Annotated in this window: 10 protein-coding genes; 2 read left to right on the forward strand and 8 right to left on the reverse strand. The window is 74.2% G+C overall.

What is annotated here, in order from left to right; genetic code table 11:
• Positions 1–13: 13 nt before the first annotated feature.
• The gene (gene treY, locus O7606_RS07330; RefSeq protein WP_281598312.1) at positions 14–2,362 is read right to left on the reverse strand and encodes a malto-oligosyltrehalose synthase; all 2,349 of its coding nucleotides are present in this window, start codon (positions 2,360–2,362) and stop codon (positions 14–16) included.
• Complete coding sequence (glgX, locus tag O7606_RS07335) at positions 2,362–4,479, reverse strand: glycogen debranching protein GlgX (protein WP_281598313.1); 2,118 nt, start codon at positions 4,477–4,479, stop codon at positions 2,362–2,364. Before glgX ends, treY begins: the two co-directional genes overlap by 1 nt.
• A 348-nt stretch (positions 4,480–4,827) precedes the next feature.
• On the opposite strand from glgX, the gene O7606_RS07340 reads away from it, so the two are divergent.
• The gene (locus O7606_RS07340) at positions 4,828–6,252 is read left to right on the forward strand and encodes a glycosyltransferase family 4 protein (RefSeq protein ID WP_281598314.1); all 1,425 of its coding nucleotides are present in this window, start codon (positions 4,828–4,830) and stop codon (positions 6,250–6,252) included.
• Between the two features lie 210 nt (positions 6,253–6,462).
• Here the strand turns inward: O7606_RS07340 and O7606_RS07345 are convergent, their stop codons facing one another.
• The 6 genes from O7606_RS07345 to O7606_RS07370 all read right to left on the reverse strand — a co-directional run bounded on the left by O7606_RS07345 (position 6,463) and on the right by O7606_RS07370 (position 14,216).
• Positions 6,463–7,746 (reverse strand): citrate synthase, encoded by a 1,284-nt coding sequence (locus O7606_RS07345; RefSeq protein WP_281598315.1) that lies wholly within the window; start codon positions 7,744–7,746, stop codon positions 6,463–6,465.
• 282 nt (positions 7,747–8,028) lie between these two features.
• Entirely contained in the window at positions 8,029–10,104 is a 2,076-nt protein-coding gene (locus O7606_RS07350) for a sulfatase-like hydrolase/transferase (protein WP_281598316.1), read from the reverse strand.
• Positions 10,097–11,506: a class I SAM-dependent methyltransferase gene (locus O7606_RS07355; protein WP_281598317.1), complete on the reverse strand. Its 1,410-nt coding sequence runs from the start codon at positions 11,504–11,506 to the stop codon at positions 10,097–10,099. Before O7606_RS07355 ends, O7606_RS07350 begins: the two co-directional genes overlap by 8 nt.
• A gap of 5 nt (positions 11,507–11,511) precedes the next feature.
• Complete coding sequence (locus tag O7606_RS07360) at positions 11,512–11,733, reverse strand: hypothetical protein (protein ID WP_281599917.1); 222 nt, start codon at positions 11,731–11,733, stop codon at positions 11,512–11,514.
• Positions 11,734–11,881: 148 nt separating this feature from the next.
• The gene (locus tag O7606_RS07365; protein WP_281599535.1) at positions 11,882–13,330 is read right to left on the reverse strand and encodes a HAMP domain-containing sensor histidine kinase; all 1,449 of its coding nucleotides are present in this window, start codon (positions 13,328–13,330) and stop codon (positions 11,882–11,884) included.
• Between the two features lie 139 nt (positions 13,331–13,469).
• On the reverse strand, positions 13,470–14,216 hold the full coding sequence (locus O7606_RS07370) for a response regulator transcription factor (protein WP_281598318.1): 747 nt from the start codon (positions 14,214–14,216) through the stop codon (positions 13,470–13,472).
• A gap of 651 nt (positions 14,217–14,867) precedes the next feature.
• Here O7606_RS07370 and O7606_RS07375 point away from each other — a divergent pair.
• Positions 14,868–15,716 carry an FAD:protein FMN transferase gene (locus O7606_RS07375; protein ID WP_281598319.1) on the forward strand — a complete coding sequence of 283 codons (849 nt, stop codon included), beginning with the start codon at positions 14,868–14,870 and terminating at the stop codon, positions 15,714–15,716.
• The last annotated feature ends 8 nt before the right edge of the window (positions 15,717–15,724 follow it).

A 15,724-nucleotide genomic window follows, 5' to 3' on the forward strand; every position in this document is an offset into this window, starting at 1 on the left:
CCGGCCACGACGCTCATACGGCCTCCCCGGCCTCGGTGGGCGCGGACGCCGGCTCGGCGGGAGCCAGCAGCGCGACGGGATAGGTGCCCAGCAGATCGCCCAACGACACCCGTCCGCCAGCGTAGACCCGCCCGGTGAACACCTCGGTCATCCGGTTGCCGGGAAGTGACAGCGTCGTGTCGCCCCAGCCGCCCCGGCGGGCCAGGCCCACCGGCAGCCGGGTCGCCACGGCCAGCGCGCCGCCGGTGTCGAAGCAGACCGCGTGCGCCGCCGCCGGGCCGCGCGCCGGCAGCGCCCGGTGGCCGGTGAACAGCTCCGGCCGGTCCCGGCGCAGCCGCAGCGTGCGGGAGACCACCAGCAGCTTGGCGGCGCCACCGGCGTCCACCGGGGGCCGCCAGCCGGCGTCGAGCCGGGCCAGCAGCTCCCGGCGCACGGCGAAGTCGACCGGGCGGCGGTTGTCCGGGTCGACGAGGGAGTTGTCCCACAGCTCGGTGCCCTGGTAGGTGTCGGGCACCCCGGGCATGGCGAGCTGGACGAGCTTCTGCCCGAGCGCGTTCGACCAGCCGGCCCAGGTGATCTCCTCGGCGAACGCGGTGATCGCGCCGCGCAGCCCGGGGTCGTCGTACATCCGGTCGACCAGGGCGTGCAGGGCGCGCTCGAAGACCGGGTCCGGGTCGCTCCAACTGGTCGACGCGGCGGCCTCCCGGGCAGCCTTCTCCACGTACGCGTGCAGCCGTTCCCGTTCGATCGGCCACGCGCCGACGACGGTCTGCCACAGCAGGTGGGCGAAGGCCGGGTCGGGCAGCGGCGCGTCCCGCATCCATGCGGTGACCTGCCCGGCCCACCGGTCCGGCAGCTCGGACAACACCGCCAGCCGGGCGCGGACGTCCTCGCCGCGTTTGGTGTCATGGGTGGAGAGCGTGGTCATCGACCGGGGCCAGCGGCGCAGCCGGTCGGCGGCGAACCGGTGGAACTCCTCCGGCGGGGCGCCGAAGTGCGCCGGGCTGCCGCCGACCTCGTTGAGGGCGACGAACCGGCTCCACCGGTAGTAGGCGGTGTCCTCCACCCCCTTGGCCATCACCGCCCCGGTGAGCTGCGGGAACCGTCGGCCGAGCTCGTCGTCCGGGTCGCGCAGTCGGGTGGTGACCGCGTCCAGCGCGACGGTCAGGTCCGGGCGGCGACGGCCCGCCTCGGCGCGGGCGGCGGCCAGGTGCCGGGCCCCCTCCGGCGGGTAGCCCCGGTAGACCGGGAAACAGGCGGCCAGCTCGGCCAGGGCGGCGCGGGCGGCATCGCGGTCCACCTCGGGGGCGAGCGCGGCGAGCCGGGTCAGCTCGGCGGCGAGCAACCGGGTGGCGGCGGCCAGCTTGGTAGCGTGGATCAGCTCCGGCCAGGAGGTGGCCGCGCCGGTCAGCCGGGTGTCCAGGGCGGTGAGGTCGCCTTCTGCGCGGCCGTCGACGAACAGGCCGCCGACCGGGGCGAGCGCGTCGTAGCCGGTGGTGCCGTCGACCGGCCAGTCCGGCAGCTCCTCGCCGTACTCGAGGATCTTCTCCACGATCAGCCAGGCGTCGGGCGCGGCGGCGCGCAGCCGAGCCAGGTAGCCGGCCGGGTCGCGCAGCCCGTCCGGGTGGTCGACCCGGATGCCGTCGACCTCGCCGGCCGCCGCCCACCGCAGGATCTCCGCGTGGGTGGCGTCGAACACCTCCGGGTCCTCCACCCGCAGCCCGGCCAGGTCGGAGACCGCGAAGAACCGCCGGTACGTCAGCTCGGCGTCGCCGCGCCGCCAGCTCACCAGCTCGTAGTGCTGCCGGTCGTGCACTTCGCGGGGGCTGCCGTCGCCGGTGCCGTCGGCGACCGGGAAGCGGTGCTCGTGGTAGCGCAGCTCCCCGTCGACCAGCTTGAGGTCGTCGAGGGCGTCCGGGGTGTCGGCGAGCACCGGCAGCAGCAGCCGGCCCCGGTCCCAGTCGATGTCGAACCAGCGCGCGTACGTCGAGGCGCGGCCGGCGCGCAGCACGTCCCACCAGGCCGGGTTGGCGGCCGGCTGGGCCACCCCGGCGTGGTTGGGGACGATGTCCACGACCAGGCCGAGCCCGGCGGCGCGCAGCGCGTCGACCAGTCGTCGCCGGCCGGCCTCCCCGCCGAGCGCCGGGTTGACCGCCCGGTGGTCGACGACGTCGTAGCCGTGCGCCGAGCCGGGGGCGGCGGTGAGCAGCGGCGCGCTGTAGAGGTGGGTGACGCCGAGGGCGGCGAGGTAGTCGGCCAGCTCGGCGGTGGCGGTCAGGTCGAAGCCGGGGCTGACCTGCACCCGGTACGTCGCGCCGACCCGCCGGCCGTTCGCCTGCGGGTCCGTGGGGGTGACCGACATCAGACCGCCCTTTCCAGGACCACCAGGGAGCGGTCCGGCACCTGGAGGGTGCCGCCCGCGCCGACCACCGTCGTGCCGTCCGGGTCCGGATCGGCGGTGCTGATCACGCAGTGCCACTTCTGCCCGAACTCGCCGCCGGGGAGGGTGAAGTCCAGTGGCGCGTCGTGGGCGTTGAAACAGAGCAGGAACGAGTTGTCGTGGTGGCGCTGGCCGTACTGGCCGCGTTCGGGGATCCCCTCGCCGTTGACGAAGAGGGTGACCGCCCGGCCGAAGTCGTTGCCCCAGTCGCCGCCGTTCATCTCCCGACCGTCCGGGGTGTACCAGGCCAGGTCGGGCAGGGGCTGCTCGGCGGTGCGTCCGCCCACCGGCAGGCCGGTGAAGAAGCGGCGGCGGCGGAACACCTGGTGCCGGGTACGGAACGCGGTGAGCGTCCGGACGAACTCCAGGAGCTGCTCGTCGACCTGTTCCCAGTCGATCCAGGCCAGCTCGCTGTCCTGGCAGTAGGCGTTGTTGTTGCCGTGCTGGGTGCGGCCCAGCTCGTCGCCGTGGCCGATCATCGGCACGCCCTGGGAGAGCATCAGGGTGGCCAGGAAGTTGCGGCGCTGCCGGGCCCGCAGCGCCAGCACGCCGGGGTCGTCGGTGGGGCCCTCGACGCCGCAGTTCCAGGACCGGTTGTGGCCCTCGCCGTCCCGGTTCTCCTCGCCGTTGGCCTCGTTGTGCTTGTCGTTGTACGACACCAGGTCATTGAGGGTGAACCCGTCGTGGCAGGTGACGAAGTTGATGCTGTGGAACGGTTTGCGGCCGTCGTCCTGGTAGAGGTCGGCGGAGCCGGAGATCCGGGAGGCGAACTCGGCCAGGGTGGCCGGCTCGCCGCGCCAGAAGTCGCGGACGGTGTCCCGGTACTTGCCGTTCCACTCGGTCCACACCGGCGGGAAGTTGCCCACCTGGTAGCCGCCGGGGCCGACGTCCCACGGCTCGGCGATCAGCTTGACCTGGCTGACCACCGGGTCCTGCTGGACCACCTCGAAGAAGGTGGAGAGCCGGTCCACCTCGTAGAACTCGCGGGCCAGGGTGGCGGCGAGGTCGAACCGGAACCCGTCGACGTGCATCTCGGTCACCCAGTACCGCAACGAGTCCATGATCAGTTGCAGCGAGTGCGGGCTGCGCACGTTGAGGCTGTTGCCGGTGCCGGTGTAGTCGACGTAGTACCGCCGGTCCTCCTCCGACAGCCGGTAGTAGCTGGGGTTGTCGACGCCCTTGAAGCTCAGCGTCGGGCCGAGGTGGTTGCCCTCGGCGGTGTGGTTGTAGACCACGTCGAGGATCACCTCGATGCCGGCGGCGTGCAGCGCCCGGACCATGCCCCGGAACTCCTGCACCTGCTGACCGAGATGGCCCATCGCCGAGTAGCCGTGGTGCGGGGCGAAGAAACCGATGGTGTTGTAGCCCCAGTAGTTGCGCAGCCCCAGGTCGGCCAGGCGGTGGTCGTGCACGAACTGGTGCACCGGCATCAGCTCGATAGCGGTCACGCCGAGCTTCGTCAGGTGCTCGATCATCGCCGGGGCGGCGATCGCCGCGTACGTGCCGCGCAGTTCCTCGGGGATGCCCGGGTGCCGCATGGTCAGCCCCCGCACGTGCGCCTCGTAGATCACCGAGTGGTGGTACGGGGTGCGCGGCGGCTTGTCGTTGCCCCAGTCGAAGTACGGGTTCACCACCACCGACTTCGGCAGGTACGGGGCCGAGTCCTCCTCGGAGATCCGGTCCGGCTCGCCCAGCACGTAGTCGTACACCGCCGGATGCCACCGCACGTCCCCGTCGACCGCCTTCGCGTACGGGTCGAGCAGCAGCTTGTGCGGGTTGCAGCGCAACCCGTTGCCCGGGTCGTACGGCCCGTGCACCCGGTAGCCGTACCGCTGGCCGGGCTCGATGCCCGGGATGTAGCCGTGCCAGACGTGCGCGTCGACCTCCCGCAGCCGTACCCGTCGCTCGGCGCCGGTGTCCCACTCGTCGAAGAGGCAGAGGTCCACCGCCTCGGCCACCTCCGAGAAGATCGCGAAGTTGGTGCCCATCCCGTCGTAGGTGGCCCCCAACGGATAGCGGTCACCCGGCCAGACCTGCATGTCGCTCCTTTGGGCGTGGTTCGTCGACGCCGGCACGGCCGGTCCGGCCGTGCGCGGCGCACGCCGGATATGCCCCGCCACCGCGCGGGCCAATCCACCCGTTCGGGCCGGCGTCGACCTCATCCTTTCCGCCGAACGCCCTGATCGCACCCGTTTGTGGCCGGCTAAACCTGCACGTGGCCCTGGTCACCTTCGGCCCGTCGGAGATGCGAGTTTCCCCGCCATGCCTTTTCCTTGGTGCGGGCGCGTGCCCGCGCGCCCGCACCGGCCGTATCGGCCACCCACCACCATGCCCGCACGCCGCCGTCGACGCCGGCGCGTGCCACCATGCCTGGACGGAGAGCCACTGTGACGATCCCGCGGGTCGGCGAGCAGTTCGCGAGCCCCTCGGACCGGGCCTGCCGGCCCACCCTCACCTCCCGCCCGCAGATCCCGCACCAGGTCGGGAACGCCGGACTCCCACCCCACGCCACCGCGGGCACGCCGCGCTCCCGCATCCTGATGCTCTCCTGGGAGTACCCGCCGGTGCTGGTCGGCGGCCTCGGCCGGCACGTGCACGCGCTCTCCGTCGCCCTGGTCGCCGCCGGCCACGAGGTCACCGTGGTCACCCGGCACAGCGAGGGCGCGCCCCTGGAGGAGTACGCCGACGGGGTACGTATCGTCCGCGCCGCCGAGGACCCGGTGGCCTTCCCGCTGGCCACCGAGTCGCTGCTGGCCTGGACGATGGCCTTCAACCACACGCTGACCCGGGCCGCGCTGCGCGCCGCCGAGTCCGGCGGGTACGACGTGATCCACGCCCACGACTGGCTGGTCGCGCACACCGCGATGACCCTGCGCGAGCACCTGGACGTGCCGTTGGTCAGCACCATCCACGCCACCGAGGCCGGTCGGCACCAGGGTTGGCTGCCGAAGGAGATGAACCGCACCATCCACGCCGTGGAGCACTGGCTCGGCAACGAGTCCGGCCGGGTGATCGTCTGCTCCGGGTACATGCGCGACGAGGTGACCGGGCTGTTCGGCGTGCCGGGCGGCCGGGTCGACGTGGTGCCCAACGGGGTGGAGCCGCACCGCTGGAAGGCCCCGGTGGCGGCGGTCGCCGCGGCCCGCCGACGGTTCGCCGGGGACGGCCCGCTGGTCACCTTCGCCGGGCGGCTGGTCTACGAGAAGGGCGTGCAGCACCTGCTGGCCGGGCTGCCCCGGCTGCGGGACCGGCACCCCGGGCTGCGCGCGGTGATCGTCGGCGACGGCCCGTACCGGGGTGAGCTGGAGACCGAGGTACGGCGGCTCGGGCTGGCCGGCACGGTCGAGCTGCCCGGTTTCCTGGGCGGCACCGACCTGCCCGCGGTGATGGCCGCCTCGGACTGCTTCGCGGTGCCCAGCATCTACGAGCCGTTCGGCATGGTCGCCCTGGAGGGGGCGGCGGCCGGCGCGCCCCTGGCGGTGGCCGCCACCGGCGGGCTCGCCGAGATCGTCGAGCCCGGCGTCACCGGGATGACCTTCCGCCCGCAGGACCCGGACGGCCTCAGCGAGGCGGTCGACGCGCTGCTGTCGGACACCGAGGGCGCCCGGCTGCTGGCCCGACGGGCCCGGGCCATGGTGCACGAGCGGTACGGCTGGGCGGCGATCGCCAGCCGCACCGCCTCGACGTACGCCGCGGCGATCGCCCAGGCCCCCGGTTTCGTCGCCGAGCGCGCCGAGCACCAGATGGCGCACGGCCGGACCCGACCCGCCCTGCCGGAGGGCAACCTCCTCGCCGCCGCCGGCCTGCGCTGAGCCCCCGCCGGTCCCCGCGCTGAGCCCCCGCCGCTCCTGCGCTGAGCCCCCGCCGCTCCTGCGCTGACCCCCGCCGGTCCTGCGCTGACCCCCGCCGGTCCTGCGTTGAGCACGTCGCCGGGCGGGGCTGACGGGCCGGCGCACGACGCGACGGGCCGCCGACCCCGACCGGGGTGGCGGCCCGTCGCGTGCGGGGTCGTCAGGAAAGGCTCAGCGCTCGTCCTGCGGGACGTAGGAGCGCTCGGCGGCGCCGGTGTAGAGCTGCCGGGGACGGCCGATCTTGGTCTCCGGGTCGCCGATCATCTCGCGCCACTGGGCGATCCAGCCGGGGAGCCGGCCCAGCGCGAACAGCACCGTGAACATCTTCGTCGGGAAGCCCATGGCCTTGTAGATCAGGCCGGTGTAGAAGTCCACGTTCGGGTAGAGCTTGCGGGAGACGAAGAAGTCGTCGGCGAGGGCGATCTCCTCCAACTGCATGGCCAGGTCGAGCAGCGGGTCCGGCGTCTCCATCCGGCCGAGCACGTCCTGCGCGGCCTGCTTCACGATCGCCGCCCGCGGGTCGTAGTTCTTGTAGACCCGGTGGCCGAAGCCCATCAGCTTGACGCCGTCGGCCTTGTCCTTGACCTTGCGGACGAAGGACTGCACGTCGCCGCCGTCGGCCTGGATGCGTTCGAGCATCTCCAGCACCGCCTGGTTGGCGCCGCCGTGCAGCGGGCCGAAGAGGGCGTTCACCCCGGCCGACACGGACGCGAAGAGGTTGGCGTTGCTGGAGCCCACCAGCCGGACGGTGGAGGTCGAGCAGTTCTGCTCGTGGTCGGCGTGCAGGATGAACAGCATGTCCAGCACGCGGGCCATCACCGGGTCGACGTCGTACGGCTCGGCCGGCACGCCGAACGTCATCCGCAGGAAGTTCTCCACGTAGCCCAGCGAGTTCTCCGGGTAGAGCATCGCCTGCCCGATGGACTTCTTGTACGCGTACGACGCGATGGTGGGGACCTTCGCCATCAGCCGGACCGTGGACATCTCCACGTGCTCGGCGTCGAACGGGTCGAGGCTGTCCTGGTAGAAGGTGGAGATCGCGCTGACCGCGGAGGAGAGCACCGCCATCGGGTGCGCGTCACGCGGGAACCCGTCGAAGAACCGCCGCATCTCCTCGTGCAGCAGCGAGTGCCGCTTGATCCGCTGGGTGAACTCGTCGAGCTGGGTGACGGTCGGCAGCTCACCGTAGATGAGCAGGTAGGAGACCTCCAGGAAGGAGGACTTCTCGGCCAACTGGTCGATGGGGTAGCCCCGGTACCGCAGGATGCCCGCGTCCCCGTCGATGTAGGTGATCGCCGAGGAGCAGGCCGCGGTGTTGACGAACCCGGGGTCGTAGGTGACCAGGCCGGTCTCCTTGAGCAACGAGCCGACCCGGATGCCGGCGGGGCCTTCGACCGCGGCCTGCACCGGCATCGAAAGCTGCCCACCGGGGTGATCGAGCTTGACTTCCGTCATGTGTCCCTCGCTTCGCCGGCAGAATCTACGTTGAAGGTGCCTTCGCTTTTACCGTAAACGCGATCCAGCTAACACCGCCCGCCGTGGTGGAGTGGTGAGGGATGCGTCACCCACTTTCCCACCAAAGCAGTCGGGAATAGGCTCTGCCAGGGACGAAACGGATCACCGAGGGCGATCGGATGGACCACCGTCGTAATCGGGGCGACGGGTCGAAGGTGGTCCGACATCGACGGACGCCACCCTGACCGGGGTGAACGGGCGGATCCGGGAAGAACCCGACGGTCAGTCGGTCGGCGTCAGGTGACGCAGGCCGCCGTCGGCGGCGACCCGGTACACGTCCAGCCGGTTCTCACCGCCGCGGAAGACCCGGTCGTCGCCGAGCAGCACCGCGAACCGCCGGCCGCCCTCGTCCGGCGGGACCACCCGGGTCACCGCGGCGATCCGACCGTTGACGGCGACCGCCAACAGCGTGCCGTCCGGCACCTGGTCGGGCACGGCGCCCCAGACCAGCGCCGGCAGTCGCCCGACGTCCGGGTCGACGGCCCGGAACGCGGACCGGTCGGCGATCCGCACCGTCCCGCCGCCCGGCCGGTCCCCGACCGGCGTGCCGACCAGTGGGTGGGGCGCGGGCAGCGGCGGCGGGGTCGGCGCCCCGCCGGCCAGGGTCACCGGCTCCCCCGGCCGGTCGTAGAAACGCTTGTCCGCCCGTTCGCGGGGGGCCTGCCGCGCGGAACGCCCGTCGACCGGGCGGGGCAGCCGGATCCGGGCCAGGTCGGCGACGGTGGGCAGCAGGTCCACGTGCTCCCAGTTCCGGTCGTCGACCCGCCCGGCGCGCTGGCCGGGCTCCTTGACGAAGGTCGGCACCCAGGCCACCTCGCCGGGGGCGCCCCGGATCGCGCCCATCCCCCGCCCCTGCGCGCCCTCGGTGAAGCTGACCCCGTGGTCGGCGGTCACCACCAGCAGCGCCCGGTCGTACAGGCCGGTGGCGCGCAGGGTACGCAGCGTCTCGCCGATCAGGCGGTCGGTGTAGCCGAGTTGGGCCAGGTGCCGCTGCCGGGCCAGGTCCACCCAGCCGACGCCGTCGTTCGGCAGGTCGTCGGGGGCGGCGTACCGGGCCCCGGAGGGCAGGAACTCCCACGGGGTGTGCGGCATCAGCAGGTGCAGGAAGTGCAGGGTGGGCCGTTCGGTCGGCCGCAGTCCGGCCAGGAAGCTGGTGAACCGGGCCGGCTGGTTGTCGTCCAGGGTGTCCCACCGGAACTTCGGGTCGGTCGGGGGCGGCTCGGCGGCGTCCAGCCCCGCCTCCGCCGCGGTCGGCTCCCGGTAGTCGGCCTCCGGGTCGGCCGTGGCGTCCACCGGGGCGGCGAGCTGGCCGAGCAGCCCGGCGGTTTTGCGCAGCAGCACCCCGAGGCCCTGTTCCGGGGCGACCGGCTGGTCGCAGCGGCTCGGCGGGCACAGCCGGCTGATGGTCTCCTGCACCCGCAGGTCGTACCGGCCGCCGAAGGCGGTGAAGAGGTTGTCCGGGTGCCGGGAGTAGTGCGGGGCGTCCGGTCCGGTCGGGTACCGACCGGTCAACATCGCCGGCAGCGCGTACGGCGTCCAACCGCTCACCCCGGTGGAGTTGCGGTACCAGGTCGAGCCGGCGGCCAACTCGGCGAAGTGCGGGAACCGGGCCGCGTCGACCCGCCCGTCCGGGGTGAGCAGGGAGACCAGCGGCAGCTCGTCGAGGACCAGCAGCACCACCGGCGGATGCCCACCGGGACCGGCCGCGGCCCCCGCCGCCCCGCCGTCGTCGCCGCGCGGCGACACCACCGCCGAGGCCGGCGAGACCAGCAGAAACAGGGCGACGAACAGCGCCGGCCCGGCGGCGGCGACCCGCAGCACCCGGCCCGGCCAGCGCCAGCGTCGGTGGGCCGCCGCGCCCGCCAGGCCCGCCGCGACGGCCACCACCACCAGCGGTACGCCCCGCAGCGGCGTCACCGCCCGGCCCACCTGCACGGCGAGCGCGGCCAGCAGCGCCGCGAGCAGGAGCCGGTGCGCCACCGTACGGGCCCGCCGGCCGCCCAGCCGGATCGCCGCGCCCAGCCCGGTGACCGCGACCGTCGGACCGAGGGCGACCAGCGCGAGCAGGGCGGCCACCTCGCCCGGGGTGGCCCGGTGGAACAGGAAGAAGTCGGGGCTGCGCCCGAGCACGTCCAGCAGCGGCTGGGTGACGGTCGCCCCGACCAGGGCGGTCACCTCCAGCGCCCGGCCCAGCTCGGCCCGCCACCACGCCGTCGTCCCGCCCGCCCCCGGGGAGGGCGCGGAAGCCTCCGGCGGGGTCCGGTCGGGCCGGCGACCGGCGGTGGTCGGCTCAGCCACCCACGACCCCGAGGTACAGGGTCCGGGTGCCGGTGGGCAGGTCGAGTCGCCGTTCGATCCGGCACCGCTGGGCGAGCAGCCGCGCGAACACCTCGGGCCGGTAGTCGGGGAACAGGCCGGCGGGTTTGTTCGCCAGCAGCCGGCCGGCCATCGGGTCCCGCGGGTGCACGAACTCCACCACGATCCGGCCGCCCGGCCGGACCAGCCCGACCAGGCAGTCGACCACCTCGGGCAACGGCACGTTCCGGCCGATCGCCAGGTGGTGCGCCAACGCGAGGGCGAGGACGACGTCCGCGCCGGCGCGGGCCGCGAACGGCGCGCGTTCGGCCCCCCGCCAGCCTCCCCCGGGCGACGGGTCCGCGAGATCCATCACCAGGGGCAGGATGCGCCGGTCCCGGTCGGCCCGCAGCCGCCGGTACAGCCGGTCCACCACGGCCGGGTCCTGCTCGACGGCGACCACCTGGTCGGCGTGCCGGGCCGCGAGCCGGGCGTACCGGCCGTCGTTGGCCCCGAGGTCGAGCACCAGCGCCGGACGTGGACCGCTGGTCAGCGCGTCCGCGACGAAATGTTCCTTGGCGGCCCGGTCTTCCGGGGAGTACCCGCAGGTGCGCTGGTAGTCCTCCCAGTGGCTGTCCGGCGGCGGCCGGTCCAGCCGGTCGACCAGCCGGGTCAGCCCGCGGACGGTGGCCAGGGCCAGGTCCCGCGAGTAGCCGGCGGCCCGGAGCTGCTCCCGGACGTCGGTGGTGGTGGCGGCGGCGTGCCGACGCTGCATCGCCCCGTGCAGGTGCAGGTGGGTCAGGACGCCGGGCCGCAGCCGACGCAGCCCCCGGAACAGCGGGCGGAGCTGCTCGGCCCCGATCCCGTCGACCCGGGCCCGCAGCCACGGCTGGAAGTCCACCCCGAGGTGGGCCTGGAGCAGCAGCGGATAGAGCAACGTCTGGCAGAACTGCCGGTAGCCGGCCCACGGCTCACCCTCCCGGGCCGGCGCGAACGACCCGACGTCGATGAAGACCGGCTCCACGCCGCGCCACTGGACGTTGTACGCCGACCCGTCCTTGAGGGTGAACCCGGCGGCCACCGCCTCGGCGAGCACCTCCAGGTGCAGCCGCGCGGCGTCGCGGAGCATGCCGAACGACCACTCGTACGGGTGCGAGACGAACGGGATGCGCTCGTGTCGCAGTACGGTGGCCCAGGGCAGGTCGGGCAGTGACCCGACCTGCTCGGTGCCGCAGACCTTGCCGGCGGCGAGCAGGGCCCGGAAGAACGCCGTGCCGGCCAGCGCCCGGTAGTCGCTGGCGGCCTGCTCGTTTAGGCCGCGCAACACGTCGCCGTCGCGGTGGAAGACCCGGTTGGCCGGGTCACGGAACGAACCCGGCTCGACCCGGACGCCGGAGATCGTCATCCCGGTCAACGCCGCTCGACGGGCTGGCCGGCGCCCTGCTCAGCACCCTGGCCGCCGGGCCGCTCAGCACCCTCGCCGCCGGGCTGGTCGGTGGGCTGTCGGCGGAACCGGTCGGCCAGTCGACGCCAGTAGAGCCTGGCGGCCACCGCCGCCCCGGCGGCTCCGCCGACCACCGCCTGCACGATCAGGCTGCCGGATCCCGCGTCCAGGTAGGCCAGGTGCATCACCGACCGCTCCCTTCCCTCGCTCCGCGAAAACGCCCATACCCCACCTTTTACGGCAGAGCCGGACTTGTCGGTTCACACCGTACGCCGACCGCCGAGTCCTCCGCGCGCACAACCGGCCAGCCGCCCCCGGTCGGCGTACCTCGGGCGCTCACGGCCGGACCGGGCCGGCCGGCAGCCGTACGGTGAACACCGTCCGGCCCGGTCGGCTGTCCACGGTCACCTGGCCGTGGTGGGCGTCCACCACGGCTGCCACGATGGCCAGGCCCAGGCCGGTGCTGCCGTGGGCCCGGGAACGGGAGCCGTCGCCCCGGGCGAACCGCTCGAACACCTCCGGCCGCAGCTCGGCCGGGATGCCGGGGCCGTCGTCGGCGACGGTCAGCACGACGGCGTCCGGGCCGGCACGCAGGGTGGTGGTGACGGTGCTGCCGGGCGGGGTGTGCACCCGCGCGTTGGTCAGCAGGTTCGCCACCACCTGGTGCAGCCGGGCCGCGTCGCCGGGCGCCTCCACCGCCTCGTCCGGCAGGTCGAGCTGCCAGCGGTGCCCGGACCCGGCCACGTGCGCGTCGCTGACCGCGTCCACGACCAGCGCGGACAGGTCCACCGGCTCGGCGACCAGCGGCCGACCCGAGTCCAGCCGGGCCAGCAGCAGCAGGTCGTCGACGAGACTGGTCATCCGGATGCTCTCCGACTCCACCCGGCGCAACGCGTGCGCCACGTCGGGCGGGGCCTGGGCCCGCCCCCGGCGGGCCACCTCCGCGTACCCCCGGATGGCCGCCAGCGGGGTGCGCAGCTCGTGGCTGGCGTCGGCGACGAACTGGCGTACCCGGGTCTCGCTGGCCTGGCGGGCGGCGAGCGCGGCGGCGACGTGCCCGAGCATCCGGTTCAACGCGCCGCCGACCTGGCCCACCTCGGTACGCGGGTCGGTGTCGGCGGCCGGCACCCGCACCGACAGGGCCACCTCGCCCCGGTCCAACGGCAGCTCGGTGACCCGGGCGGCGGTGGCCGCGACCCGGCGCAGCGGACGCAGCGTCGCCTGCACGATCAGCGCCCCGGCCGAGCCGGCGAGCAGCAGCCCGGCGGCGGCGATGCCGGCCTGCGCGACGACCATCCACCACACTGTCGCCCGCACGCCGGCCAGGGGCACGCCGACGGCCCGGACGGCGCCGTCCGGAAAGGGCCGTGCCACGAACCGGTACTCACCACGTCCGCCCAGCTCCACGGTGCGCGGGCGGCCGTCGGCGGGCAACCGCGCGACGGCCGCGACGTCGGCCGGGCCGACCTGCGCCTCCTCCCGCCCGGAGGTGAGCGTCCGGGCCGAGCTGACCCGACCGTCCTCGGCCAGCACCACGACCGTGCCGGTCGGGAACCCCGGCGGCACCCGCAGCCGGGGGTTCGGATCCGCGTCGGGAAACGGCCCGACCGGTCGCCCACCGCCCGGTCCCCCGTACGGCCACATCGGGGCGAGCTGGTCGTCGACCTGGGCGATCAGGAAGTGCCGCAGGGCCACCGTGGTCACCGCGCCGACACCCACGCTGACCAGGGCGAGCAGGATGACCACCGAGGCGACCAGCCGGGCCCGCAGCGACCAGCCGGCCAACCAGCCCGCCAACGCCCGGAGCCGGCCCTGCTCGTCCAGCCGGCCCTGACCGTCCAGCCGGCCCTGACCCTTCAGCCGGCTCTGTTCCTTCAACCGGCTCTGGTCGTCGAGCCGGCTCTGGTCCGCCCGCCGGCTCTGGTCACCCGGGGGGTCTGAGGACATACCCGGCCCCGCGCAGCGTGTGGATCATCGGCTCGCGTCCGGCGTCGATCTTCTTCCGCAGGTACGAGATGTACAGCTCGACCACGTTCGCCTGGCCGCCGAAGTCGTAGTGCCACACGTGGTCGAGGATCTGCGCCTTGCTGAGCACCCGACGGGGGTTGCGCATCAGGTACCGGAGCAGCTCGAACTCGGTCGCGGTGAGGGTGATCAGGTCGTCGCCCCGGCGTACCTCGTGGCTGTCCTCGTCCAGGCTGAGGTCACCGACGGTGAGCACGGGCGCCTCCCGGGCCGCCACCGCCAGCCCGGCGCGGCGCAGCAGCGCCCGGAGCCGGGCGATCACCTCCTCCAGGCTGAACGGCTTGGTCACGTAGTCGTCGCCGCCGACGGTCAGCCCGGCGACCCGGTCCGGCACGGCGTCCCGGGCGGTCAGGAAGAGCACCGGGACGTCCGGGGCGTGCTCACGCAGCCGGCGCAGCACCTGGAAGCCGTCCAGGTCGGGCAGCATGACGTCGAGCACCACCACGTCCGGTCGGGTCTGCCGGGCGCTGCTGAGCGCGGCCATGCCGTTGCCGGCGGTCGCCACCTGCCAGCCCTCGTAGCGCAGCGCCATGGCGAGCAGGTCGGCCAGGGTCGACTCGTCGTCGACCACCAGCACCCGGACCGGCCCGCCGTCCGGACGGCGCAACTCGACCCGCCCCGGCAACGCACGCCCGTCGGTCACCATGCCCCCATCCTGGCCCCCGCTCCTGTGCCCCGCCCCACCATTGCCTGTGCGCCCCCTGTGCGTGTCGCCCCACCCCGCCACCGTCGCCCCACCGCCCTCTCGCCCCACCGCCCGCCAAGATCCACACGGGATCCAGGAAACCGCGCCATCCCGCCGCCGCGTCACCGTCACATCACCGAAACGGTGAGCGCGCAGCCTGCCCCGCTCCTGTCGGCGTCCGTCCCGGCCGACGACTCGACCACCATCCGGGTGGATCAACCGGATGATCGGCCTGATCACCTCGATCAGCCGGGCGGTCCGGATGATCGTGGTGGCAAATGGGCCCTCCCGGGGGCCGTCCGCCACCACGATCAACTGATCATGCTCGTGGCGCGAACCTGGCCGTGGGCGAGGCGGATCCGGCGAGGCACGGCACGGACCCGACCCCGGGAGGCCGACTCCGGACGATGGACGGCATGGGACCGTCGAGGGACGGCGTACGCCCCGCCGGGGGCGAGGCGGATGGCGCCGCCGGACACGGCGCGGAGCCAGTCGTCGGCCGGCGAAACTGGGCGGACTTCCTGGTCGACCGACTGGGTGACAACCTGTCGCACAGCCGACACACAGCCGCGACCTGAGCCTCTCCCAGGCACGTCCCGCACGCTCTGGCGCATGGACACCGCCGATCGGGTACGCGAGACACGCTGGTCGCACCGGGGTCGCCCGGTGCGGGTGGTGGTGACCGGGGCGACCCGGCCGACGACCGCCCGTCGGGTGGTCGACGGCGCGCTGGCCGCCCTGGACCGGGTCACCGCGCCGGGCCGGGGCGAGTTGGCCCGGGTGCACCGGGCCGCCGGTCGGCCGGTCGCGGTCGGCCCGCTTCTGCGGGACCTGGTGACGGTGGCCCTGGACGCGGCCCGGGCCAGTGACGGCGACTGCGACCCGACGATCGGCGCGGCCCGGATCCGGCTGGCCGCCCGTGGTGGACCGCTGCCCGTTGACGGCCTCGACGTCGGAGTTCCGGTCGTGGCCGGCCAGTGGGGGTCGGTGTCGCTGGCCGGCGACTGGCGGTCGGTGTCACTGCGGGGCGACCGGTTGGCCGTGCCGCCGACGTTGCTGCTGGTGCTGGGCGGTACGGCGTCGGCGTACCTGGCGCAGCGATGTGCCGTACGGATCGCCGAATGTTCGGCCGGCGGGGTGCTGGTGGCGATCGGCTCCCGGGTGGCGACAGCCGGACCGGTCCCGTCCGGCGGTTGGCCGGTGTCGGTCGGCGCGGGGACGGTCCGGTTGACCGGCGGCGGGCTGGCGACCGCGTCCACCCGGGGCGCGGACGGCTCCGGGGTGGTCAACCCGCGCACCGGTGGGACGCCCGTCGCGCCGTGGGCGGCGTTGACCGTTGCGGCTCCGGACGCGGTGCGCGCCGCCACCCTCGCGATCAGCGCCCTGGTCCGGGGCGCGGACGGCCCTCGCTGGCTGACCGGCCAGGACTGCGCCTGGTGGATCACGCCCAGGCCACGTTGATCCTCCTG

This window comes from Micromonospora sp. WMMD882 (assembly GCF_027497255.1).
Classification (GTDB): domain Bacteria; phylum Actinomycetota; class Actinomycetes; order Mycobacteriales; family Micromonosporaceae; genus Micromonospora.

Excerpts from the sequence above, each read along its gene's own strand:
- treY (WP_281598312.1), bottom strand. The coding sequence starts at position 2,362 with ATGTCGGTCACCCCCACGGACCCGCAGGCGAACGGCCGGCGGGTCGGC.
- glgX (WP_281598313.1), bottom strand. The coding sequence starts at position 4,479 with ATGCAGGTCTGGCCGGGTGACCGCTATCCGTTGGGGGCCACCTACGAC.
- O7606_RS07345 (WP_281598315.1), bottom strand. The coding sequence starts at position 7,746 with ATGACGGAAGTCAAGCTCGATCACCCCGGTGGGCAGCTTTCGATGCCG.
- O7606_RS07355 (WP_281598317.1), bottom strand. The coding sequence starts at position 11,506 with ATGACGATCTCCGGCGTCCGGGTCGAGCCGGGTTCGTTCCGTGACCCG.
- O7606_RS07370 (WP_281598318.1), bottom strand. The coding sequence starts at position 14,216 with ATGGTGACCGACGGGCGTGCGTTGCCGGGGCGGGTCGAGTTGCGCCGT.
- O7606_RS07375 (WP_281598319.1), top strand. The coding sequence starts at position 14,868 with ATGGACACCGCCGATCGGGTACGCGAGACACGCTGGTCGCACCGGGGT.